The sequence below is a fragment of the Rathayibacter sp. PhB127 genome (assembly GCF_003751665.1).
Taxonomy (GTDB): domain Bacteria; phylum Actinomycetota; class Actinomycetes; order Actinomycetales; family Microbacteriaceae; genus Rathayibacter; species Rathayibacter festucae.
Genome location: NZ_RKHW01000002.1, coordinates 360,606 through 382,316 on the forward strand (window position 1 = coordinate 360,606; position 21,711 = coordinate 382,316).

Consider the following 21,711-nt stretch of genomic DNA (forward strand, 5'->3'; position numbering starts at 1 on the left):
CCGCCGCTCGCACCCCGGAGTTCGGCGACGAACGGAACCGGGAATGACGATCGACTTCGAGCACGCGATGCGCAGGGCGCTGGCCCTCGCCGAGCGCGGCCCCGCGCGCGGCGTGAACCCGCGCGTCGGCTGCGTGCTGCTCGCGCCGGACGGCACCGTGCTCGCCGAGGGCTGGCACCACGGCGCCGGCACCGCGCACGCCGAGGTCGACGCCCTCTCCGCCCTCGCCCCCGGCGCCGCGACCGGCGCCACCGCCGTCGTCTCCCTCGAGCCCTGCAACCACACGGGTCGCACCGGCCCCTGCAGCCGGGCCCTGATCGACGCCGGCGTCGCCCGCGTGGTCTACGCCGTCGGCGACCCCGGTGACCGCTCGGCCGGCGGCGGCGACACCCTGCGCGCGGCCGGCGTCGAGGTGATCGAGGGCGTCCTCGCCGAGGAGGCGGAGGAGTTCCTGCACATCTGGCTCGCCGCGACCCGCCGCCGCCGCCCCTGGGTGACCCTCAAGTGGGCGTCCACGCTCGACGGCCGCACCGCCGCCGCCGACGGCAGCAGCCGCTGGATCACCGGCGCCGCGGCCCGGCAGCGCGTGCACGAGCAGCGCGCCGCGGCGGACGCGATCCTCGTCGGCACCGGCACGGTCCTCGCCGACGACCCGAGCCTCACCGCCCGCGGCGACGCCGGCGAGCTCCTCGCCGAGCAGCCGCTGCCCGTCGTCGTCGGCGAGCGCGGCGTCCCCGTCGGCGCCCGCGTCCTCGATCACCCGCGCCCCCCGGTCCTCGAGCGCACGCACGACCTCGCGGCGGTCCTCGACCGCCTCTACGACGCCGAGATCCGCCACGTCTACGTCGAGGGCGGCCCGATTCTGGCCTCCGCCCTCGTCGCCGACGGTCTCGTCGACGAGTTCCTCGTCTACCTCGCCCCGGCACTGCTCGGCGGCCCGCGGCTCGCCCTCGACGACCTGGGCGTCGAGAGCATCGCCAGCGCGCACCGCCTCGACCTCCGCTCCGTGGAGGTCCTCGGCGGCGACCTCCTCGTCACCGCCCGGCCGGGCTCCCCCGCCCACCGGCAGCCCGCCCTGCAGAAGGAGTCCTGATGTTCACCGGAATCATCGAGGAGGTCGGCGTCGTCACGGCCGTCTCGTCAGGGACCGACGCGATCCGCCTGACCGTGCGCGGCCCGCTGGCCGTCGAGGGCGCACGCCACGGCGACTCCATCGCGGTCTCGGGCGTCTGCCTGACCGTGGTCGACCAGTCGGACGACGGCTTCACCGCCGATGTGATGGCGCAGACCCTGCGGATGTCCACGCTCGACGGCGTCGCGGTCGGCGACCCCGTCAACCTGGAGCGCGCGGCGCTGGTCGGCGACCGCCTCGGCGGCCACATCGTCCAGGGCCACATCGACGGCACCGCGACGCTGCTCGCGGTCACGCCCGGCGACGCCTGGCGCGTGCTGCGCTTCTCCCTCCCGGCCGCGGCCGCTCCCCTGGTCACCGACAAGGGCTCGATCGCGGTCGACGGCGTCTCGCTGACGGTCTCGGCGATCAGCCCCGCCACCGAGCCGGAGCAGTGGTTCGAGGTCTCGCTCATCCCCGAGACCCTCGCCGCCACCACCCTCGGCACCCGCGCCGTCGGCGACCGCGTCAACATCGAGACCGACATCCTCGCCCGCCACGTCGAGCGGATGCTCGCGCTGCGGTCCGCCGCCGACGAAGGAGGCCGAGCATGAGCCTCGCCACGATCCCCGAGGCCGTCGCGGCCCTCCGCGCCGGCCGGCCGATCATCGTCGCCGACGACGAGGGCCGCGAGAACGAGGGCGACGTCATCGTCTCGGCCCAGCTCGCGAGCCAGGAGACGATCGCCTGGATGGTGCGCCACTCCTCCGGCTTCATCTGCGCGCCGATGACGAACGAGATCGCCGACCGCCTGGAGCTGCCGCTGATGGTCGTCGACAACGAGGACCCGCGCGGCACCGCGTACACGATCTCGGTCGACGCCGCCGACCGCCTCTCCACCGGCATCAGCGCCTCCGACCGCGCGCACACGCTCCGCGTGCTGGCCGACCCGGAGGCGACCCCGGCGCGACTGCACCGGCCCGGCCACATCCTGCCGCTCCGCGCCGTCGAGGGGGGCGTGCGCGAGCGCGACGGCCACACGGAGGCCGCCGTCGACCTGATGAAGCTCGCCGGGCTCGAGCCCGTCGGCGCCATCTCGGAGATCGTGGCGGAGGACGGCGAGATGATGCGCCTCCCCGGCCTGATCGCCCTCGGCGAGCGCGAGGGCGTGCCGGTCACCACGGTGGCCGCCCTGATCGCCTACCTCGAGGAGCACCACGCCGAGCTCGACGCCTCGAGCGTGGAGCCCGCCCGGGACACCCCGCGGGTGATCTTCGAGGTGGAGACGACCGTGCCCACCACGCACGGGCCGTTCCAGCTGCGCGCCTACCGCGACCGCCAGACCGGCGCCGACCACGTCGCCGTCGTGGCCGGCGGGATCGGCGACGGCCACGGCACGCTCGTGCGGGTGCACTCCGAGTGCCTCACCGGCGAGGCCTTCGGCTCGCTGAAGTGCGAGTGCGGCCCGCAGCTCGACGCCGCACTCGACACGATCCAGCGCGACGGCGGCGTCGTGATCTACCTCCGCGGGCACGAGGGCCGCGGCATCGGCCTGATCAACAAGCTCCGCGCCTACCGCCTCCAGGAGGACGGGCTCGACACCCTCGACGCCAACCTCGCCCTCGGCCTGCCCGCCGACGCCCGCGACTACGGCGCCGCCGTCGGCATCCTCGAGGACCTCGGCGTCACCGACGTCCGCCTGCTCACCAACAACCCGGAGAAGGTGCGCCAGCTCACCGACCGCGGCATCACCGTGTCCGAGCGCGTGCCGCTGGTGGCCGGCGTCGGCGCCTTCAACCAGGGCTACCTCGCGACCAAGCGCGACCGGATGGGCCACTTCAGCGATCTCGACCCCCTCGTCGGACTCGACCCCCTCGACGCCGGACCCTCCGGCGCGACACCGAAGGAGTAAGCCATGGCCGGTAGCGGCGCCCCCACCACCTCCACCGTCGACGGGAGCGGCCTCCGCGTCGTCGTCGTCGCGGGGACCTGGCACCAGCAGATCAGCGACGGGCTGATCGCCGGCGCGAAGGCCGCGCTCGACGAGTCCGGCGCCTCCTGGTCGCTCGTGCGCGTCCCGGGCTCGTTCGAGCTGCCGGTGGCCGCGAAGGCCGCCCTCGAGGCCGGCGCCGACGCGGTGGTCGCCCTCGGCGTCATCATCCGCGGCGGCACCCCGCACTTCGAGTACGTCTCGGACGCGGCGACCTCGGGCCTGACGAACGTCTCGATCCAGACCGGCAAGCCGGTCGGCTTCGGCGTGCTCACCCTCGACACCGAGCAGCAGGGCATCGACCGCGCCGGCCTGCCCGGCTCGAAGGAGGACAAGGGCCGCGAGGCGGCGGAGGCGGCGATCGCGACCGCGCTCGTCCTCCGCGAGCTGCGCGGCTAGACGCGACCCCGAGCGCCGACGCCCCCCTTGTCGGGGGCGTCGGCGCACTTCGCGGAGAGGCGCTCTTGCTGAGAAGACCCGGAGTAAAGTGGGCGGGTCGTCACGAGCGGCCCTACCCTTCCTCCCCCTCGGCCCCCGCGGCCCGCAGCGCCCGATCGACGCCGCCCCCGCCGGCACCGGGAGACCCCTCCACCGGAGCAGCCCTCTTCCATGTCTTCTTCCCGTACCGCAGCCGACGCTCCCGCCGCCGCCCCGCAGAACTCCCGGGGCCGGGTCATCCTGGCGAGCCTCATCGGCACCTCGATCGAGTTCTACGACTTCTACGCCTACGCGACGGCCGCCGTCCTGGTCTTCCCCTCGCTCTTCTTCGTCAACGAGGACCCGGCGGTCGCCCTCCTCGCCTCCTTCGCGGTCTTCGGCGTCGCCTTCATCGCCCGCCCGATCGGGTCGATCATCTTCGGCCACTTCGGCGACCGCGTCGGCCGCAAGGGGACCCTCGTCGCCTCGCTGCTCACGATGGGCATCGCGACCTTCCTGATCGGCTGCCTGCCGACCGCCCTCACGCCGGGCTGGGAGTTCCTCGCTCCGTTCCTGCTCGTCGTGATGCGCTTCTGCCAGGGCCTCGGCCTGGGCGGCGAGTGGTCCGGCGCCGCCCTCCTCGCGACCGAGAACGCCCCCGCGAACAAGCGCGCCATCTACGGCACCTTCCCCCAGCTCGGCGCCCCGATCGGCTTCATCGTCGCGAACGTGCTCTTCCTCGTGCTCGCGAGCACCATGAGCGACGAGACCTTCGCCGCCTGGGGCTGGCGCGTGCCGTTCCTCGCGAGCGCCGTGCTGGTGATCGTCGGCCTCTACGTGCGCCTCAAGCTCGTCGAGACCCCCGCGTTCCAGAAGGTCGTCGACAACGGCGAGGTGGCCAAGCTGCCGCTCGCCCGCGTCTTCAAGACCAGCTGGCGCCCGCTCATCCTCGGCACGTTCATCATGCTGGCGACCTACGTGCTCTTCTACCTGATGACCACGTTCACGCTGACCTACGGCACCACGCCCTCCGACGCGGCGACCCCGGGCCTCGGCTACAGCCGCAACGACTTCCTGATCATGCTGATCGTCGGCGTCGTCTTCTTCGGGATCTTCACGCTCGTCTCCGGCCCGCTGGCCGAGAAGTTCGGCCGTCGTCGCACGCTGCTCGTCGTCACCTCGGCGATCCTCGTCTTCGGCCTGCTCTTCGTCCCGCTGTTCAGCGGCGGCTTCGCCGGTGTGATGGCGGTGCTGATCCTCGGCTTCACGCTGATGGGCCTCACCTTCGGCCCGATGGGCGCCGTCCTGCCCGAGCTGTTCCCGACCAACGTCCGCTACACCGGCTCGGCGATGTCGTACAACCTGGCGTCGATCCTCGGAGCGGCGCTCGCGCCGATCATCGCGGTGGCGCTCTGGCAGTCGGCCGGCGGCAGCACGCTGCTGGTGGGCCTCTACCTCAGCGGCGCGGCGGTGCTGACGCTGATCGCGCTGCTGCTCTCGAAGGAGACCCAGCACACGGCGTACCACGACAACGTGTCGTAGGACGCTCCTGCCCTGCACGTCCGGCCCGTCGGTTCCCCCGGCGGGCCGGACCTGTCTCCGGGCCCGTGCGAAAGGAAGCGGCGCCGGCCCTTCATGCCGGTCGACCCTTCATGCCGGCCGACCTTCATGCCGGTCGACCCTTCATGCCGGTCGGCCCTTTATCCCGGTCGACTCTTCATGCCGGTCGACCCCTTCATGCCGTTCGACCCTTCATGCTGGTCGAGTAGCCCCGCAGGGGCGTATCGAGACCCACCGTCCCCAAGAGGGCGGTTCTGCGGACTCGCGTTCTGACGCCGGTGGATCTCGATGCGCCCGCTCCGCGGGCCACTCGATCACCACGGCTTCCCGTCCCGATCGAGGGCCGGTTCGCAGCCACGAAGGGGCAAGATGGACGGCGGTCCACAAGAAGTACGGCAAGGCGTGAGCGAGGACGAACGAGCGATGAGCAGCACCACGGAGAGCACGCGCGGCGGACGGCGCCCCCGCCGCGGCAAGGACGACGGACCCCGCGCCTCCTTCGCGCAGCTCGTCCCCTACCTGCTCGAGCACCGCGGCATCCTCTCCGTCGTGGTGGTCCTCAGCCTCTTCGGCGCCGCCGCCAGCCTCGCCCAGCCGCTCGTCGTCGGCCAGGTCATCACCCGCGTGCAGGACGGCCTCGACCTCGGCCCGCTGGTCTGGGCGCTCCTCGTCCTCGTGGTCGCCTCCGGCCTCATCTCCGGCTTCGCGCACTACCTCCTCCAGCGCACCGGTGAGGGCATCGTCCTCTCCAGCCGCCGCCGCCTCGTCGCGCGGCTGCTCCGCCTGCCGATCCGCGAGTTCGACGCCCGCCGCACCGGCGACCTCGTCTCCCGCGTCGGCTCCGACTCCACGCTGCTGCGCGCCGTGCTCACCCAGGGCCTCGTCGACTCGATCGCCGGCTCGCTGCTCTTCGTCGGCGCGATCGTCGCCATGGCGATCATCGACTGGGTACTGCTGCTGATCATCGTGGTCGTCGTCGCCGTCGCCCTCGGTGCGGCGCTGACCCTCGGGCGCGGCATCCGCGTCGCCAGCCGGAAGGCCCAGGAGAAGGTCGGCGACCTCGCCGCCGCCGTCGAGCGCGCGATCAGCGCCGTCCGCACCATCCGCGCCGCCGGCGCGACCGATCGCGAGATCGCCGTCGTCGACACGCACGCGACCGAGGCCTACCGCCTCGGCATCCGCGTCGCGCACATCTCGGCGCTCGTCGTCCCGGTGGCCGGCATCGCGATGCAAGTCGCCTTCCTCGCCGTGCTCGGCGTCGGCGGCTACCGCGTCGCCTCCGGCGCGATCGACATCGCGCAGCTGGTGTCGTTCATCCTCTTCCTCTTCATGATGGTGATGCCGCTGGGCAACTTCATCGGCGCGATCACCTCGGTCAACTCGGCGCTCGGCGCGCTCGGGCGGATCCAGGAGATCATCGACCTGCCGATCGAGGGCGACGGCGAGCGCGACGGCGGCGGCCTCGGCCCGGGCGTCGCGGACTCCGCGATCGCCTTCGACGACGTCGTCTTCTCCTACGACGAGAAGGCCCTCGACGCCGACGAGGACGCCCGCGACCGCACCGTCCTGCGCGGCGTCTCGTTCACCGTCCCGCGCGGCAAGCGCACCGCCCTGGTCGGCCCGTCCGGCGCCGGCAAGAGCACGATCCTCGCGCTGATCGAGCGCTTCTACGACCCCGAGGCCGGCGTCGTCCGGCTCGGCGGCGTCGACATCACCGCCATCGACCGCGACGCCCTCCGCGCCCAGATCGGCTACGTCGAGCAGGACGCGCCGGTGCTCGCCGGCACCCTCCGCGAGAACCTCGTGCTCGGCCGCCCCGACGCCTCCGACGAGGACTGCCTGCGGGTGCTCGAGGCCGTGAACCTCACCGACGTGCTCGAGCGCAACCCGCTCGGCCTGAACGCCCCCGTCGGCGAGAGCGGCGTCATGCTCTCGGGCGGCGAGCGCCAGCGCCTCGCCATCGGGCGCGCGCTCCTCGCGGCCCCGCCGATCCTGCTGCTCGACGAGTCCACCTCGAGCCTGGACGGGCTCAACGAGCAGCGACTGCGGCTCGCGATCGACGCCGTGGCCGAGAACCGGACGCTGCTCGTCATCGCGCACCGCCTCTCGACGGTCGTCGACTCCGACCAGATCGTGGTGCTGCAGAAGGGCGAGGTCGTCGGGATCGGCACGCACTCCGAGCTCGTCGAGACGACGCCGCTCTACCGCGACCTGGCCAAGCACCAGCTGCTGGTCTGAGCGCGGCCCGCAGCCCGGTCAGCGCGGCGGCATCCGCAGCGCGCCGTCCAGGCGGATCACCTCGCCGTTGAGCATCGGGTTCTCGATGACGTGGCGCACGAGCGCGGCGAACTCCGACGGCCGGCCGAGCCGGGCCGGGTGCGGCACCGCCTCGCCGAGGGCGGCGCGCGCCGCCTCCGGCAGCCCGGCGAGCAGCGGGGTGTCGAAGGTGCCGGGCGCGATCGAGACGACGCGGATCAGCGCGGACGCCAGCTCGCGCGCCAGCGGCAAGGTCAGCGCGGCCACGGCGCCCTTCGAGGCGGCGTAGGCCGCCTGCCCGATCTGCCCCTCGAAGGCCGCGATCGACGCCGTGGTGATCAGGACCCCGCGCTCCCCCTCGACCGGCTCGCCCTCGGCGATCGCGGCCGCCGCGAGCCGCAGGACGTTCAGCGTGCCGACGGTGTTGATCCGGAGGACCCGCTCGAAGGCGTCGAGCGCCAGCGGCCCGTCACGGCCGAGGAGCCGGCCCGGCGTGGCGACGCCGGCGCAGGTCACCGCGATCCGCAGCCCCTCGGCGGCCGTCACGGCCCGCTGGACGGCGTCGGCGTCGAGGACGTCGCCCGGGATCCGCAGAATCGACTCCGGCAGGTCGGCGCTGTCGAGCGCCGTCGGCAGATCGAGGACGACGACGCGCGCTCCTGCCTCGGCGAGGGCCCGCGCCGTCGCGGCTCCGAGACCCGAGGCTCCCCCGGAGACCAGCGCCGCGCAGCCCTCGACGCGCATCAGGGGGCGATCGTCGGGGCGGGCGCGTCGGTGGAGAGCGCCTCGGCGGAGCAGTCGGTGAGGGTGCGGTCGTAGTCGGTGATCGCCTCCTGCGCGGCCAGCCACTCCGACTCGCTCAGGGAGCCGTCCGGGGCGGCGGGCCGCTCGTTCAGGCCGTAGCGCGCGAGGCACCGGGTGATCAGCTGGGAGACCTCATCACCCTCGGTCACCGCTCCGGTCGCGACGGGCGTCGGCTCGGTCGCGCGGATCGTCCGCGCGGGCGTGGCACCGGAGTCGGGCACCTCGGCCGGGTCCAGCGCGCAGCCCGCGAGCGGGGCCAGCAGCAGCACGGCCGCGACGGCCGACGGCAGGCGGGCGGCGCGGAGCCGGGAGCGCTCGGACATGGACGACCTCGGGAGTGGATGGCGGCGGAGGGCGGCACGGCGCCGGAGGAGCGGTGCCGGCCGGGTTCGTGGCGAGCGTAGCGCAGGCGCTCGGACCGGGGCGTCCGGGGTGCGCGGAACGACGGGCCGCGGCCCTGACGGGGGGTCAGAGCGCCGCGAGCGCCCACATCGCCACCGCGCTCGCCGCCGCGACGTTCAGCGAGTCGATCCCGTGCCGCATCGGGATCTGCACCGCGACGTCCGCGGCGGCCAGTGCCTCCGCGGTGAGCCCCTCCCCCTCGGTGCCGAGCACGAGCGCGACCCGCTCCGGGGCGGCTGCCGCGAACTCGCGCAGCGGCACCGCGTCCGGCGTGAGCGCCATCGCGGCGATGGTGAAGCCGGCCTCGTGCAGCAGCGCGCGCGTGCTCGGCCAGTCACCCACGCGCGTCCACGGCACCTGGAGCACCGTGCCCATGCTGACGCGGATCGCCCGGCGGTAGAAGGGGTCGGAGCAGCGCGGGGTCACCAGCACGGCGTCGGCGCCGATCGCGCCGACCGAGCGGAAGATCGCGCCGACGTTGGTCGGGTCGACCACGTTCTCGAGCACGACCACGCGGCGCGCGCCGGCGAGCAGCTCCGCGGGGTCGGCCAGCACCGGCCGGTCCAGCGCGGCGATCAGGCCGCGGTGCAGCGTGTAGCCGGTCAGCTCGGCCAGCAGCTCGCCGGGCCCGGTGAACACCGGCACGTCGCGGTCGCCGAGCAGCCGTTCGGCCTCCTCGACCGAGCCGCCGAGCGAGAGCACCGAGCGCGGCCGATGCCCGGCGGCGAGCGCCCGCTCGAGCACCAGCGCCGACTCCGCGAGGTAGAGCCCGTGCGGGCCGCGGGCGTTCTTCAGCGCGACGTCCGTGGCATGCGCGTAGTCGCGCAGCCGCGGGTCCCCGAGCGAGCGGATCTCGATCAGCTCCACGGATCAGGCGAACGGGTCGGGGGTGAGCGTGTACTTGGTGCTGAGGTACTCGTGGATGCCCTCGAGCCCGCCCTCGCGGCCGAGCCCCGACTGCTTGACGCCGCCGAAGGGCGCCGCGGCGTTCGAGACGACGCCGACGTTCAGACCCATCATCCCGGTGGCGAGCCGCTCGATCATCCGCTGCCCGCGGGCGAGGTCGCGGGTGAAGACGTACGAGACCAGCCCGAACTCGGTGTCGTTGGCGAGGGCGACCGCCTCGTCCTCGTCGCTGAACGGCACGATCGCGAGGACCGGGCCGAAGATCTCGGTGCGCAGGATCTCGCTGCCGGCCGCGACCCCCGCGAGCACCGTCGGCTCGTAGAAGTGCCCCGCTCCGTCGATGCCGTGCCCGCCGACGCGGACCTCGGCGCCGCGCTCGACAGCGTCCTGAACCAGCGAGGCCGCCTTCTCGACCGCGCGGTCGTCGATCAGCGGACCGATCGTGATGCCCGCCTCGGTGCCGCGGCCGACGGTCAGCGCGCGGACGCGCTCCGTGACGCGGGCTGCGAACTCCTCAGCGATCGACTCGTGCACGAAGAAGCGGTTGGCGGCGGTGCAGGCCTGGCCGATGTTGCGGAACTTCGCCAGCATCGCGCCCTCGACCGCGCGGTCGAGATCGGCGTCCTCGAAGACCACGAACGGCGCGTTCCCGCCGAGCTCCATCGAGGTGCGCAGCACGCCCTCGGCGGCCTGCTGCAGCAACGTCCGGCCGACGGGCGTCGAGCCGGTGAAGGAGAGCTTGCGCAGCCGCGGATCCGACAGGATCGGCGCCGACACCGCTCCGGCCGAAGAGGTGGTGACGACGTTGACGACGCCGTCCGGCACCCCCGCCTCGGCGAGCAGGGCCGCGAAGGCGAGCGTCGTCAGCGGCGTCAGCTCGGCGGGCTTCACCACGACGGTGCAGCCGGCGGCGAGGGCCGGGGCGATCTTGCGGGTCGCCATCGCGAGCGGGAAGTTCCACGGGGTGATCAGGTAGCACGGGCCGATCGGGTGCTGCGAGACGATCATCCGCCCCGTGCCCTCCGGGTTCACGCCGTAGCGGCCCGAGATGCGCACCGCCTCCTCGCTGAACCAGCGGAGGAACTCGCCCCCGTAGGCGACCTCGCCGAGCGCCTCGGCGAACGGCTTGCCCATCTCCAGCGTCATCAGCAGGGCGAAGTCGTCCTTGCGCTCCTGCAGCAGGTCGAACGCGCGGCGGAGGATCTCCGCACGCTTCCGGGGCGCGGTCGCGGCCCAGGCCGGCCCCGCCTCGACGGCGGCGTCGAGCGCCCGCAGGCCGTCCTCCGGAGTCGCGTCGGCGATGGTGCGGATCACCTCGCCGGTGGCCGGATCCTCGACATCGATCGTGCCGCCGCCCGAGCCGTCGACCCAGGCGCCGCCGATGAGCAGCTGCGACGGGACGCGGGCGAGCAGGGCCGCCTCGGCGGCGCTTCGAACGACGGAATCACTCACGAGAACACTCTTCCTGTGCGGATCGAGTCGCGCGGACCCCGCACGACGATGCTTCTCAGTCTACGACCGCCCCCGGACGCACCTCAGGAGTTCGTCGCCCCTGTGGACGGACCGGCCCCTGTGGAGGAGGGAAGCACGGTGGAGGAGGCCTCGACGCGCACACCCGCCTCGGTCAGCTCGCGCAGCGCGGCGGCGCTCGCCTCGGGCGAGACCCCGGCGACGAGGTCGGAGAGCACGCGCACCTCCAGGCCGGCCGCGCGCGCATCGAGGGCCGAGGCCCGCACGCAGTGGTCGGTGGCGAGCCCCACGACGTCGAGCTCGGTGACGCCCAGGCGCTCGAGCAGCGCCGGAACCGGCGCCCCGTCGTCCGCCGTCCCCTCGAAGGCCGAGTAGGACGGCCGACCCTGGCCCTTGCGGATGTGCACGTCGACCGCGTCCACCGCGAGCGCCGGGTGGTACTCCGCACCGGCCGTCCCCGCGACGCAGTGCACCGGCCAGGTGTCGAGATAGTCGGGCTCGGCGGCGAAGTGCCCGCCGTTGTCGGAGGCGCCGTCGTGCCAGTCGCGCGAGGCGAGCACCGTCGTGTAGCGGCCGGCGCTCGCGGCCAGGTGCGCGGTGATCGCCTCGGCGACACGCGTGCCGCCGGCGACGGCGAGCGCGCCCCCCTCGGTGAAGTCGTTCTGCACGTCGACGATCAGGAGTGCCGTGGTCATGGTGGTCCTCTCGGAACGGGAGCGGGAGCGGTGCGGGTGGGAGGTCAGGAGTCGGAGAGCGCGCCGCCGCAGCGGTAGACGCCGGTGACGAGCGTGTCGATGGCGGTCTTCGCCGAGTCGGAGACGTCGCCGAGCGCGTAGACGGCGAAGGTGAGCGCGGTGCCGTCCTGGGCGTCGACGACGCCGGCGAGCGTGTAGCCGGTGTCGATCCAGCCGGTCTTCGCGCGGACGGCGCCGTCGGCCACCGCGTTGTCGCCGGCGAAGCGGTCGGCGTAGGAGAGCGAGCCGGTGCGCCCCGAGACCGGGAGGCCGTCGAGGAGGACGCCGAGCTGCCCCTCCCTGGCCTGAATCTTCCGCAGCAGGCTCGTGAAGTACGCCGGTGCCACCGCGTTGTCGTCGCTGAGTCCCGAGCCGTCGACGATCGTGATACCGGCCGTGTCCACTCCGTAGCCGGCGAGGCCCTGGAGGACGCCCGCCTGCTCGGCGCCGAAGTCGTTGCCGGAGCCCGTCCGGATCGCGACCAGCCGCGCGAGCATCTCGGCGATCGCGTTGTCCGAGACGAGCAGCATCTGCTGCACGAGGGTGCTCACCGGGGCGGACTCGACGGTGCCGAGCACTCGCGCGCCCGCCGGGGCGGTGCCGGTGCTCACCGTCGGCGAGCCGGACAGCTCGCCGGCGAAGGCCTCGCCCGCGCGACCGACCGGGTCGTCGCCCCGGCGGGAGGTGGAGGCGGTCGGGTCGGCCCGGTCGCCGTCGACCTGCAGCGCGGTGATCTCGGGCATGTAGCCGTCGGTCTGCTCCTTGCGGTTCCAGCTCGGCTGCCAGGTGTCGCCGGAGTAGAGCGAGGCGTCGAGCACGACCGAGGAGATCCTGGTGCCCGCGGTCGCCGGGTCGGCGTCCCAGGCAGCCTCGACCTGCGCGGCGAGGTCGTCGAGGTGCGCGGCGCCGGCGTAGACCGACTCCTGACCACTCGGCAGCCGGCTCAGCGTGAGGTCTCCCCCGCCGACCAGCACGACGCTGCCGGGAGCGTCGCCCGCGACCACGGTCGTGGCGATCCGGGTGTCCGGGCCGAGGACGGCGAGCGCGCTGGCGGCGGTGAGGATCTTCAGGGCGGAGGCGGTGCGCGAGGCGGTCGTGCCGCCGCGGTCGAAGAGCACCTCGCCGGTCGCCGCATCGACGACCCGCGCCTGCATCGAGCCGAGGCGCGGGTCCGCCGCGAGCTCGGCGACGGAGCAGGTGCGCAGCGCCTCGGCGGTCTCGGTGCCGGCGGGCCGGGCGGTCGGCGTCGGCGTCGCTGTGGCCGTCGTCGTCGCGGCGGCGGGTGCCGAGGCGGTGGGCGCCGCGGCGGGAGTCGCCGTGCGGCCGATCGCCGTCCCGGCGCCGAAGGCTCCGACGCCCAGCAGCACGGCGACGACGGCTGCGGCGGCCACGAGGGCGCGCGGTCGGCGGCGGGGCGGGGTGTCGGTCATCCGAACCAGGGTAGCCGGACGGGATCGACGGGGCCTGGGGGCGAGGGATCCGTTCGAGGGATCCGAGGCGTCGGCTGCACGTACGGCTGCACCACGGGAAGGAATGCGGAGCCGCCTGTCGGAATCGAACCGACGACCTTCTCATTACGAGTGAGACGCTCTACCGACTGAGCTAAGGCGGCGTGCTCGCGAGGCGCTGGCCCCGGACACGATTACACAGCATAGCCTGCTCGCGGGCCGGGGCGTGAATCGAGGCGCGGGGCCCGCCGGCTACTCGGCGACCGCGCCGCGCAGCTCCTCGAACGAGTGCACGATGAGTCCCGGGAGCGCGTCGCGACCGTCGTGGTCGACCCAGCCGGCCCAGGCGTGCCGCATGGCGGCGAGGCCGAGCAGGGTGAGCATCCGGGCCCGGCTGCGCACCGCCTCGGCGTCCGTCCCGCCGCGGGTGAGGCGCTCGGCGACCAGATCCTCGATCGCGAGCTCGAACTCCCGCATGCCGGCGATCTTGAGGCCGACGAGCTGCGGGTGCTCGCGGAAGAGGCTGCGCCGCAGCAGGTGCAGCTCGCGGTCCTCCTCCCCCGGGACCTCCGCCGCCGCGACGAAGACCGCCTGCAGATCGACGAGGAGCGGCGCGTCGCCCGCGAGGAACGCGGCGGCCGTCTCGTCGGAGATCACCGGGAGGCCGCCGACCAGCGCGTCCTCCTTCGAGGCGAAGTAGTTGAAGAAGGTGCGCGTGGAGACGTCGGCCGTCCGCGAGACGTCCTCGATCGTGACGCGGTCCGGCCCGCGCTCGCTCGCGAGCCGCAGCACGGCGGTCTCGATCGCGCGCCGGGTCGCGAGGCGCTTGCGCTCCCGGAGTCCCGGCTGCTCCGGCGCGCCGCGGCGCTCCTGCTCGGTCAGCACTGCGGGTCCTCCTCGGGGACGACGCCCTTGAGCAGGTACGCGTCGACCGCGTCGTTCACGCACGAGTTCGACTTGTTGTAGGCCGTGTGGCCCTCGCCGTCGAAGGTCACGAGGTGCCCGTCGGACAGCTCCTCCGCCAGCGCCTGCGCCCAGACGTAGGGCGTCGCCGGGTCGTTGGTGGTGCCGACGACGAGGATCGGGCCCGAGCCCTCCGCCGTGATCGGCGCCCGCGAGCCCTCGAAGGCGGCCGGCCACTCGCCGCAGAGGATGTCGCCGTAGGCGAGGTAGCGGCCGAGCGTCGGCGCCGCCGCCTCGAGCTCCGCGGCGTCCGCCCGCATCGACTCCGTCTCGGCGTCGTAGGCGTAGTCGACGCAGTTGATCGCGAGGAAGGCCTCGGTCGCGTTGTCGCTGTAGTCGCCGTCGGCCGTCCGGCCGTTGTAGGCGTCCGCGTACTGGAAGGCGATCTCCGCGCCGCCCTGGCGCACGTCCGTCAGCATCTCGCTCAGCCCGCCCCAGGAGGAGGCGGAGTAGAGCGGGTAGACGATCGCGGTGAGCAGCGTGCTCGAGCCGAGCTGCCGACCGTCCTGGGCGCGGATCGGCGAGGCGTCGACCCGCTCCAGCATCGCGGCGACCTGCGCCATCGCCTCGTCGACCGTGCCGGTGAAGGGGCAGCCCTCGCCGCCGAGGCAGGCGGTGAGATACGCGCGCAGGGCGCTCTCGAAGCCGATCGCCTGCTCGCGGACGACGTCGAGCGAGGTCGCGGCCGGGTCGATCGCGCCGTCGAGCACGAGCCGGCCGACGCGATCGGGGAAGAGGCCGGCGTAGGTGGCGCCGAGGAAGGTGCCGTAGGAGTAGCCGAGGTAGTGCAACGACTCGTCGCCGAGCGCCGCCCGCAGCACGTCGAGATCGCGGGCCGCGCTGGTGGTGCCGACCTCGGGCAGCAGTGCGCCGCTGCGCTCCTCGCAGGCGGCGGCGAAGGCGGCCGAGGCGGTGCGCTGGGCGGCGATCCACTCGTCGCTGCCGCGCTCGCCCGGGACGATGTCGTAGAGGTAGGAGTCGAGTCCGGCGGCGTCGAGGCAGGACACCGCGGTCGAGGCGCCGACGCCGCGCGGGTCGAAGCCGACCACGTCGAAGCGGGCGGCGAGCTCGTCGTCCACGGCGAAGTCCAGGCTGTCGCGGATGAGGTCGACCCCGGAGCCGCCGGGCCCGCCCGGGTTGACCAGGAGGGAGCCGATCGCGTCCCCGCCCGTCGCCGGGTGGCGGACCAGCGCGATCGAGGCGGTCTCGCCGGCCGGAGCGTCCCAGTCGAGCGGCACCGTCGCGTCGGTGCACTGCATGCCCTCGCCGCAGTCGTCCCAGACCAGGACCTGGCCGTAGAACTGCTCGAGATCGGCGTCGACGGCCTGCGCGGCGGGGGTGGAGGTACGCTCGGGCGAGGGTCCGGGAGCGAAGCAGCCGGAGAGCAGCGCGACCGCGGCGCCGACCGCGGCGAGCGCCGACCAGCGACCCGGGCGCCTCACGCGGCCACCGGGCGCCGCGCGGCGACCACGAGCATCGCCTCGAGGGCGAGGACGGGCGAGACGTTCGCGTCGATGCGCTGCCGGGCCTCCGCCACGGCGTCGAGCACCGCGAGCGTGCGCTCGGGGGCGGTGGCCGAGGCGAGTGCCGTCATCTCGCTCCGCACCTCCTCGTTGATCACGCCGCCGGGGGCGCCGAGCTGGAGGCGCACGACGTCGCGGTAGAGCGAGAGCAGGTCGACGAGGATGCGGTCGAGGCCGTCGCGGAGGCTGCGCGTCGCCCGGCGCTTCTGGTCCTCCTCGAGGGTGCGCAGCTGCGAGCGGAGCTGGGCGGGGATCGTGCCGCCGGGCTCGACGCCGAGCGAGCGCAGCGCCTGCTGGCGCTCGACCTCGTCGCGCTCGAGCGTGTAGGCCTTCGCGTCCTCGGTGGCGACCTCGATCATCCGCGCGGCGCCGAGCACCGCGTCGGACACCCCGCGCAGGCTCAGGGCGATGCGCAGGGTCTCCTCGCGCCGCTCGCGGGCGTTCGCATCGGTCGCGAGCCGGTGCGCCATGCCGATGTGGCTCTGGGCCTGGCGGGCGGCGCGCTCCGCCGTCTCCGCGTCGACGCCGTCGCGGCGCTCGAGCAGGCCGGCGACGTCCTCGACGCTGGGGACGCGCAGGCGCACCGAGCGCACCCGCGAGCGGATCGTCGGCAAAAGGTCCGCCTCGCTGGGCGCGCAGAGGATCCAGACGGTGCGCTCGGGCGGCTCCTCGAGCGCCTTCAGCAGGACGTTCGAGGTGCGCTCGCTCATCCGGTCGGCGTCCTCGATGACCATCACCCGGTAGCGCGAGACCGACGGCGAGTACTGCGAGGACGAGACGAGGCGGCGCACCTCCTCGATCGAGATGATGACACGCTCGGTGGCGAGGACCGCGAGGTCGGGGTGCGAGCGCGCGGCGACCTGCGCGCAGTCCGGGCACTCGCCGCAGCCGCCGCGGCGGCAGAGCAGCGCGGAGGCGAACGCGTAGGCGAGGTTGGAGCGGCCGGAGCCGGGCGGCCCGGTGATCAGCCAGGAGTGGGTCATCGAGGTCGACTCGTGCCCCCTCTCGTCGCGGGGGGTCGAGGCGTCGCGCAGGGCGCCGATGGCGTGCTCCTGGCCGACGAGCTGGCTCCAGACGGTCACGGATCCAGGCTAACCGCGAGGTCCGACAGCGGGCCGGGCGTCGCGGGGTCCGGCGCCGAGCAGGGGCTCGATGCGGGCGCGGACCGCGGCGGCGAGCTCCTCGACGGGGCGGCTCGCGTCCAGGACGAGGAAGCGCTCCGGGTCGCCCGCGGCGAGGTCGAGGAAGGCCTGCCGGACGCGGCCGTGGAACTCGGCCTTCTCCGCCTCGAGCCGGTCGTAGCGGGTGCGCGCGGCGTCCAGCCGGGTGCGGGCGACGGCGGGATCGAGGTCGAGCAGGACGGTGAGGTCGGGGCGGAGGTCGCGGGTCGCCCACTCCGAGAGGGAGCGGACCTCCGCGGCGTCCAGCACCCGGCCGGCGCCCTGGTACGCGACGGAGGAGTCGATGTAGCGGTCCTGGACGACGACCTCGCCCCGCTCGAGCGCGGGCCGGACGAAGGTGCCGATGTGCTGCGCGCGGTCGGCGGCGTAGAGGAGCGCCTCGGCCCGCGGATCGATCTCGCCGCGGTGGTGCAGCACGATCTCGCGGATCTGCACGCCCACCTCGGTGCCGCCCGGCTCCCGGGTGCGCCGCACGGTCTCACCGCGCGAGCCCAGCCACTCCTCGAGCAGCCGGGCCTGCGTGGTCTTGCCCGCGCCGTCCCCGCCCTCGAGGGTGACGAACAGCCCGGTCACGACTCCGTCGAGCCCGTCGCCTTCGCCGCAGTGCTGCGGGCGCGGGTGGTGGCCGGCTTCTTCGCGGCGGTGGTCTTGGCCGCCGTCGTCTTGGCGGCCGTCGTCTTCGCCGCCGTCGTCTTCGCCGCCGTGGTCTTGGCCGCCGTGGTCTTGGCCGCCGTGGTCTTGGCCGCCGTCGTCTTGGGCGTGGTCGCCTTCGCCGCCGTGGTCTTCGCGGCGGTGGTCTTCGCGGCGGTGGTCTTCGCGGCGGTGGTCTTCGTCGCCGTCGCCTTGGCCGCCGTCGTCTTCGCGGCGGGCTTCTTGGCCGGGGCGCGCTTGGCCGGGGCCTTCTTGGGCGCCGGACCCTTCGCCCGCTTGTCGGCGAGCATCTGCACCGCCTGCTCGAAGTCGATCTCCTCGATCGGCTGGCCCTTGGGGATCGTGACGTTGGTCTCGCCGTCGGTCACGTAGGCGCCGAAGCGGCCGTCGCGGATCCGGATCGGCTTGCCGCTGACCGGGTCGGCCTCGAACTCCGCGAGGGCGCTCGTGGCGCGCTTGGCGCCGTACTTGGGCTGGGCGAACACCTCGAGCGCGGTCGGCAGGTCGACCTCGAAGATCTGGTCCTCGCTGGTGAGCGAGCGGCTGTCCGTCCCCTTCTTCAGGTACGGGCCGTAGCGGCCGTTCTGCGCGGTGATCGGCTCACCCGACTCCGGGTCCTCGCCGACGGTGCGCGGCAGGTCGAGCAGGCGCAGAGCGGTGGCGAGGTCGACGGTCGCGACGTCCATCGACTTGAAGAGGGAGGAGGTGCGCGGCTTGACCGCGGCCGCCTTCTTCGCGCCGCGCTTCGCAGCAGGAGCGGAGACGGGCTCGACGACCTCACCGGTGGCGGGGTCCGCGGTGGTCTCGGGCTCGGGGTCGACCTCGGTCACGTACGGGCCGAAGCGGCCGTCCTTGACCACGACGGTCTTGCCCGAGTCCGGGTTGCTGCCCAGCACGCGGTCGGTCTGCACAGGAGCGTCGACGAGCTCCTGCGCCTTCGCGGGCGTGAGCTCGTCCGGGGCCAGCTCGAGCGGCAGGTTGACGCGGCGCGGCGTCTCCTGTCCCTCCTCCTGGGCGACCTCGAGGTAGGGCCCGTACTTGCCGATGCGCAGGGTGATGTCGTCGGTGATCCGGACCGAGTTGATGCTCTTCGCATCGATCTCGCCGAGGTTGTCGACGACGTGGCGCAGGCCCGGCTGGTCGCCGCCGCCGAAGTAGAAGCGGTTCAGCCAGTCGACCCGGTCCTCCTCGCCGCCGGCGATGCGGTCGAGGTCGCCCTCCATCGCGGCGGTGAAGTCGTACTCGACGAGGTCGGAGAAGAACTCCTCGAGCAGGCGCACCACCGAGAAGGCGATCCAGTTGGGCACGAGCGCCGTGCCGCGCGGCGTGACGTAGCCGCGGTCGACGATCGTCGTGATGATCGAGGCGTAGGTCGAGGGGCGCCCGATCCCCAGCTCTTCGAGCGACTTGACGAGGCTCGCCTCCGTGTAGCGCGGGGGCGGCGAGGTCTCGTGGCCCTTGGCCTCGACCTCGGCGACGACGAGGCTCTGGCCGACCTCGAGCACGGGCAGCTTGGCGTCCTTCTCGTCGCGGGCGCCGTGGCGCTCCTCGTCGCGGCCCTCCTCGTAGGCGAGCAGGAAGCCGCGGAAGGTGATGACCGTTCCCGAGGCGGTGAACTCGGCGGTGCGCTCGGTGTCGCCGGCCGGGTTGGCGAGCAGGGTGACCGTCGCGGTCGAGCCCTTGGCGTCGGCCATCTGCGAGGCGACGGTGCGCTTCCAGATCAGGTCGTAGAGACGGTGGTCGTTCCCGCGGAGGGTGCCGGCGAGCTGGTCCGGGGTGCGGAAGGTCTCGCCCGCGGGGCGGATCGCCTCGTGCGCCTCCTGCGCGCTCTTGTTCTTGCCGGAGTAGAGGCGGGGCTTCTCGGGGACCGTCTCGGCTCCGTAGAGCGAGGCCGCCTGCGAGCGGGCGGCGTTCAGCGCCTGCTGCGAGAGGTTCGGCGAGTCGGTCCTCATGTAGGTGATGAAGCCGTTCTCGTAGAGCGACTGCGCGACGCTCATCGTCTGGCGCGCCGAGAAGCGGAGCTTGCGCGCCGCCTCCTGCTGGAGCGTCGAGGTGGTGAACGGGGCGGCGGGGCGGCGCGAGTAGGGCTTGGACTCGAGATTCGAGACGCGGACGAGCGTCTTCGGGTCGCGCAGCGCGTCGGCGAGGGCGCCGGCGGAGGCCTCGTCGAGGACGGTGACGTCCCCCTTCAGCTGACCGCGGTCGTCGAAGTCGCGGCCGCTGCCGATCCGCTTGCCGTCCAGGCGCGCCAGGCGTGCGTCGAACGCCGCCGAGGCGTCGGCCTCGGGGGCGAGGACCGTGGCGAGGTCCCAGTAGGAGGCGGAGACGAAGGCGAGGCGCTCGCGCTCGCGGTCCACGACGAGGCGCGTGGCGGCGGACTGCACGCGGCCGGCGGAGAGGCCGGGCCCGACCTTGCGCCAGAGGACCGGCGAGATCTCGTAGCCGTAGAGGCGGTCGAGGATGCGGCGGGTCTCCTGCGCGTCGACGAGGGAGGTGTCGATGTCGCGCGTGTTGTCGCGGGCCGTCTGGATCGCGTCCTTGGTGATCTCGTGGAAGACCATCCGCTTCACGGGGACCTTGGGCTTGAGCTCCTCGAGGAGGTGCCACGCGATGGCCTCGCCCTCGCGGTCCTCATCCGTCGCGAGGAAGAGCTCGTCGGCGTTCTTGAGCGCGCGCTTGAGGTCGGCGACCGTCTTCTTCTTCTGATCGGAGACGACGTAGTAGGGCTCGAAGCCGTTGTCGACGTCGACGGAGAACTTGCCCAGCCCGCCCTTCTTGAGCTCGGGCGGCAGGTTCTTCGGCTCGATGAGGTCGCGGATGTGCCCGACGGAGGCGAGCACCTCGTAGCCCTCGCCCAGGTACTGGGCGATGGTCTTGGCCTTCGCCGGCGACTCGACGATCACCAGCTTCTTCGTCCCGGACACAGTTCTCCTCGATTGATGCTGTCGGATCGGACGCTCAGCGAGTCCGACGGGTCCCCTTCGGCGGGGAGGCGGTGCACGGCGTCCGCAGGAGGAACGACGATCCGTTCGCGTCGGCTTCGGGGCGCCCGACAGGCACACCATACACACTGACTCCGGGCGTCCCTCGCCGTCGTCCGCTCGCCGCGGGCTGGGAGCACTCCGGCCGCCGCCCGGGAATCCGCCGAATCGGGAGGACCGCACCCGGTGACGGATCGCAGCGATCGGCGCATGATGAGGGGCATGGCAACGACGCACACCACCTCCGCTCCGACCACCTCCGCCTACACCGCCAAGTTCCTCGACGGGCCGCTCGAGGGCAAGACGCTCCGCCGCTCCTACGGCGAGGCGACGGCCCCGGCGGGCCGCCTCGAGATCCCGGCCGCCCGCGAGGGCACCCGCTACCTCTATCTCCTCGCCGGCGCGCTCGAGCACGACGAGGGAGCCGGCGCGCTGCCCACCGCAGCGGCCTACCGCTACCTGCGGGTCAGCGCCGACTGAGCCCCGGTCCCACCGGGGCGATCGGACCAACCGGCCTCTCGCCGGCATCCCGGTCGAGCTCGGGAGCGCTGCTGCTGCGCCCCGGGCGCGGCGGGAGCCGTTGTCGGCGCGCCCCGTCGCGGGAGGAGCGTCACGGCGGCGGCCCGGCGCGCGACCGGGCGGGGAGCGCGAGCGGCCCGACGGACACGACGACCTCGACGGTCGCCACTCCTCCTTCCACCGCGCAGCCCGCGACTGCCGCCCGCATCGCCCTCGCGACGCGCTCGGCCTCCCCGCACGGCTCGCCCGGCAGCAGCCCGGAGGCCACGTCCGCCGCGGCGAGCGCCGCCGCATCCGCCGAGGCGACGGCCCGCTGGTGCCCCGCGACTCCCCCGCATCCGGCGAGCACGGCCGCGGTCACGAGGATCGTCCCCGCGACGACGCCGACCGCGGCGACCGCCGCCGAGCCGTCCTCCCCTGCGCGGTCCGGCTCCGGCCGGGGGATCACCGCCCTCCGCCCAGCGCGCAGGAGCGGACCGAGACCGGCAGCTCCAGCGCCGGCAGCGGCCGGAGCCGCGCGGCGACGTCCACGCAGACGAGCCCGCCGTCCGCGGAGGTCGCGACGCTCGCTCCCGCATCGACCCGCGCGATGGGCGCCCCGGGATCGTCCCCCCGGGCCAGCGACCGGGCGGCGTCCGCTGCGGCGTCGACCAGCCGGACGTACTGCGCCGAGGCCGCCACCGAGCCGAGGCAGAGCGCCAGCACGACCACCACCGCCGGCAGAACGACCGCCAGCTCGGCCGTCGCGGAGCCGTCCTCGCCTCGACGACCGTCGCCGGTCCGCATCCCGGCCTC

The 21,711-nt window shown here is 73.8% G+C and carries 20 protein-coding genes and 1 tRNA gene; 7 read left to right on the top strand and 14 right to left on the bottom strand.

The window, feature by feature from the left end; translation table 11 throughout:
- Positions 1 to 43: 43 nt before the first annotated feature.
- From ribD to EDF22_RS12180, 6 genes are all read left to right on the top strand, one after another.
- Positions 44 to 1,093 (top strand): bifunctional diaminohydroxyphosphoribosylaminopyrimidine deaminase/5-amino-6-(5-phosphoribosylamino)uracil reductase RibD, encoded by a 1,050-nt coding sequence (gene ribD / locus EDF22_RS12155; RefSeq protein ID WP_260303440.1) that lies wholly within the window; start codon positions 44 to 46, stop codon positions 1,091 to 1,093.
- Positions 1,093 to 1,725, top strand: coding sequence for a riboflavin synthase (locus EDF22_RS12160; protein WP_123705184.1), 633 nt, complete (start codon positions 1,093 to 1,095; stop codon positions 1,723 to 1,725). The genes ribD and EDF22_RS12160 overlap by 1 nt, the downstream gene beginning before the upstream one ends.
- The gene (gene ribA / locus EDF22_RS12165) at positions 1,722 to 3,023 is read left to right on the top strand and encodes a GTP cyclohydrolase II (RefSeq protein ID WP_123705185.1); all 1,302 of its coding nucleotides are present in this window, start codon (positions 1,722 to 1,724) and stop codon (positions 3,021 to 3,023) included. Before EDF22_RS12160 ends, ribA begins: the two co-directional genes overlap by 4 nt.
- Positions 3,024 to 3,026: 3 nt before the next feature.
- Positions 3,027 to 3,500, top strand: coding sequence for a 6,7-dimethyl-8-ribityllumazine synthase (gene ribH, locus EDF22_RS12170; protein ID WP_123705186.1), 474 nt, complete (start codon positions 3,027 to 3,029; stop codon positions 3,498 to 3,500).
- 210 nt (positions 3,501 to 3,710) lie between these two features.
- Positions 3,711 to 5,060: an MFS transporter gene (locus EDF22_RS12175; RefSeq protein WP_123705187.1), complete on the top strand. Its 1,350-nt coding sequence runs from the start codon at positions 3,711 to 3,713 to the stop codon at positions 5,058 to 5,060.
- A gap of 441 nt (positions 5,061 to 5,501) precedes the next feature.
- Positions 5,502 to 7,316, top strand: coding sequence for an ABC transporter ATP-binding protein (locus EDF22_RS12180; RefSeq protein WP_123705188.1), 1,815 nt, complete (start codon positions 5,502 to 5,504; stop codon positions 7,314 to 7,316).
- An 18-nt stretch (positions 7,317 to 7,334) separates the two neighbouring features.
- On the opposite strand, the gene EDF22_RS12185 is transcribed toward EDF22_RS12180, so the two are convergent.
- The 12 genes from EDF22_RS12185 to topA all read right to left on the bottom strand — a co-directional run bounded on the left by EDF22_RS12185 (position 7,335) and on the right by topA (position 20,340).
- Positions 7,335 to 8,078 carry an SDR family NAD(P)-dependent oxidoreductase gene (locus tag EDF22_RS12185; protein WP_123705189.1) on the bottom strand — a complete coding sequence of 248 codons (744 nt, stop codon included), beginning with the start codon at positions 8,076 to 8,078 and terminating at the stop codon, positions 7,335 to 7,337.
- Positions 8,078 to 8,461, bottom strand: coding sequence for a hypothetical protein (locus tag EDF22_RS12190; RefSeq protein WP_123705190.1), 384 nt, complete (start codon positions 8,459 to 8,461; stop codon positions 8,078 to 8,080). Before EDF22_RS12190 ends, EDF22_RS12185 begins: the two co-directional genes overlap by 1 nt.
- A 145-nt stretch (positions 8,462 to 8,606) precedes the next feature.
- Positions 8,607 to 9,407: an RNA methyltransferase gene (locus tag EDF22_RS12195; RefSeq protein WP_123705191.1), complete on the bottom strand. Its 801-nt coding sequence runs from the start codon at positions 9,405 to 9,407 to the stop codon at positions 8,607 to 8,609.
- Between the two features lie 3 nt (positions 9,408 to 9,410).
- Positions 9,411 to 10,898 carry an NAD-dependent succinate-semialdehyde dehydrogenase gene (locus EDF22_RS12200; protein WP_123705192.1) on the bottom strand — a complete coding sequence of 496 codons (1,488 nt, stop codon included), beginning with the start codon at positions 10,896 to 10,898 and terminating at the stop codon, positions 9,411 to 9,413.
- Positions 10,899 to 10,981: 83 nt separating this feature from the next.
- Positions 10,982 to 11,611 (bottom strand): isochorismatase family protein, encoded by a 630-nt coding sequence (locus tag EDF22_RS12205; protein ID WP_123705193.1) that lies wholly within the window; start codon positions 11,609 to 11,611, stop codon positions 10,982 to 10,984.
- 44 nt (positions 11,612 to 11,655) lie between these two features.
- A complete protein-coding gene (gene dacB / locus EDF22_RS12210) occupies positions 11,656 to 13,080 on the bottom strand; it encodes a D-alanyl-D-alanine carboxypeptidase/D-alanyl-D-alanine-endopeptidase (RefSeq protein ID WP_123705194.1) in 1,425 nt (474 codons plus the stop codon).
- 109 nt (positions 13,081 to 13,189) lie between these two features.
- A tRNA-Thr gene (locus EDF22_RS12215) sits at positions 13,190 to 13,262 on the bottom strand.
- Positions 13,263 to 13,350: 88 nt separating this feature from the next.
- Positions 13,351 to 13,983, bottom strand: a complete 633-nt coding sequence (locus tag EDF22_RS12220) for a TetR/AcrR family transcriptional regulator (protein ID WP_185038886.1) — start codon at positions 13,981 to 13,983, stop codon at positions 13,351 to 13,353.
- Positions 13,977 to 15,503 carry an alpha/beta hydrolase gene (locus tag EDF22_RS12225; protein ID WP_185038889.1) on the bottom strand — a complete coding sequence of 509 codons (1,527 nt, stop codon included), beginning with the start codon at positions 15,501 to 15,503 and terminating at the stop codon, positions 13,977 to 13,979. Before EDF22_RS12225 ends, EDF22_RS12220 begins: the two co-directional genes overlap by 7 nt.
- Positions 15,500 to 16,666: a DNA polymerase III subunit delta' gene (locus tag EDF22_RS12230; protein WP_123705195.1), complete on the bottom strand. Its 1,167-nt coding sequence runs from the start codon at positions 16,664 to 16,666 to the stop codon at positions 15,500 to 15,502. The genes EDF22_RS12225 and EDF22_RS12230 overlap by 4 nt, the downstream gene beginning before the upstream one ends.
- A 9-nt stretch (positions 16,667 to 16,675) precedes the next feature.
- Positions 16,676 to 17,338 (bottom strand): dTMP kinase, encoded by a 663-nt coding sequence (gene tmk / locus EDF22_RS12235; RefSeq protein WP_123705196.1) that lies wholly within the window; start codon positions 17,336 to 17,338, stop codon positions 16,676 to 16,678.
- Positions 17,335 to 20,340, bottom strand: a complete 3,006-nt coding sequence (topA, locus tag EDF22_RS12240) for a type I DNA topoisomerase (RefSeq protein WP_123705197.1) — start codon at positions 20,338 to 20,340, stop codon at positions 17,335 to 17,337. The genes tmk and topA overlap by 4 nt, the downstream gene beginning before the upstream one ends.
- A gap of 279 nt (positions 20,341 to 20,619) precedes the next feature.
- On the opposite strand from topA, the gene EDF22_RS12245 reads away from it, so the two are divergent.
- A complete protein-coding gene (locus EDF22_RS12245) occupies positions 20,620 to 20,877 on the top strand; it encodes a hypothetical protein (protein ID WP_123447682.1) in 258 nt (85 codons plus the stop codon).
- A gap of 130 nt (positions 20,878 to 21,007) precedes the next feature.
- Here the strand turns inward: EDF22_RS12245 and EDF22_RS12250 are convergent, their stop codons facing one another.
- Complete coding sequence (locus tag EDF22_RS12250) at positions 21,008 to 21,364, bottom strand: Rv3654c family TadE-like protein (RefSeq protein WP_260303441.1); 357 nt, start codon at positions 21,362 to 21,364, stop codon at positions 21,008 to 21,010.
- A complete protein-coding gene (locus tag EDF22_RS12255) occupies positions 21,361 to 21,702 on the bottom strand; it encodes a TadE family type IV pilus minor pilin (RefSeq protein WP_123705198.1) in 342 nt (113 codons plus the stop codon). The genes EDF22_RS12250 and EDF22_RS12255 overlap by 4 nt, the downstream gene beginning before the upstream one ends.
- Positions 21,703 to 21,711 lie beyond the last annotated feature (9 nt).

Coding starts and splice junctions, on each gene's coding strand:
- ribA (WP_123705185.1), top strand. CDS start 1,722: ATGAGCCTCGCCACGATCCCCGAGGCCGTCGCGGCCCTCCGCGCCGGC.
- EDF22_RS12255 (WP_123705198.1), bottom strand. CDS start 21,702: ATGCGGACCGGCGACGGTCGTCGAGGCGAGGACGGCTCCGCGACGGCC.
- EDF22_RS12175 (WP_123705187.1), top strand. CDS start 3,711: ATGTCTTCTTCCCGTACCGCAGCCGACGCTCCCGCCGCCGCCCCGCAG.
- EDF22_RS12185 (WP_123705189.1), bottom strand. CDS start 8,078: ATGCGCGTCGAGGGCTGCGCGGCGCTGGTCTCCGGGGGAGCCTCGGGT.
- ribH (WP_123705186.1), top strand. CDS start 3,027: ATGGCCGGTAGCGGCGCCCCCACCACCTCCACCGTCGACGGGAGCGGC.
- ribD (WP_260303440.1), top strand. CDS start 44: ATGACGATCGACTTCGAGCACGCGATGCGCAGGGCGCTGGCCCTCGCC.
- EDF22_RS12205 (WP_123705193.1), bottom strand. CDS start 11,611: ATGACCACGGCACTCCTGATCGTCGACGTGCAGAACGACTTCACCGAG.
- EDF22_RS12190 (WP_123705190.1), bottom strand. CDS start 8,461: ATGTCCGAGCGCTCCCGGCTCCGCGCCGCCCGCCTGCCGTCGGCCGTC.
- EDF22_RS12245 (WP_123447682.1), top strand. CDS start 20,620: ATGGCAACGACGCACACCACCTCCGCTCCGACCACCTCCGCCTACACC.
- EDF22_RS12160 (WP_123705184.1), top strand. CDS start 1,093: ATGTTCACCGGAATCATCGAGGAGGTCGGCGTCGTCACGGCCGTCTCG.
- dacB (WP_123705194.1), bottom strand. CDS start 13,080: ATGACCGACACCCCGCCCCGCCGCCGACCGCGCGCCCTCGTGGCCGCC.
- EDF22_RS12180 (WP_123705188.1), top strand. CDS start 5,502: ATGAGCAGCACCACGGAGAGCACGCGCGGCGGACGGCGCCCCCGCCGC.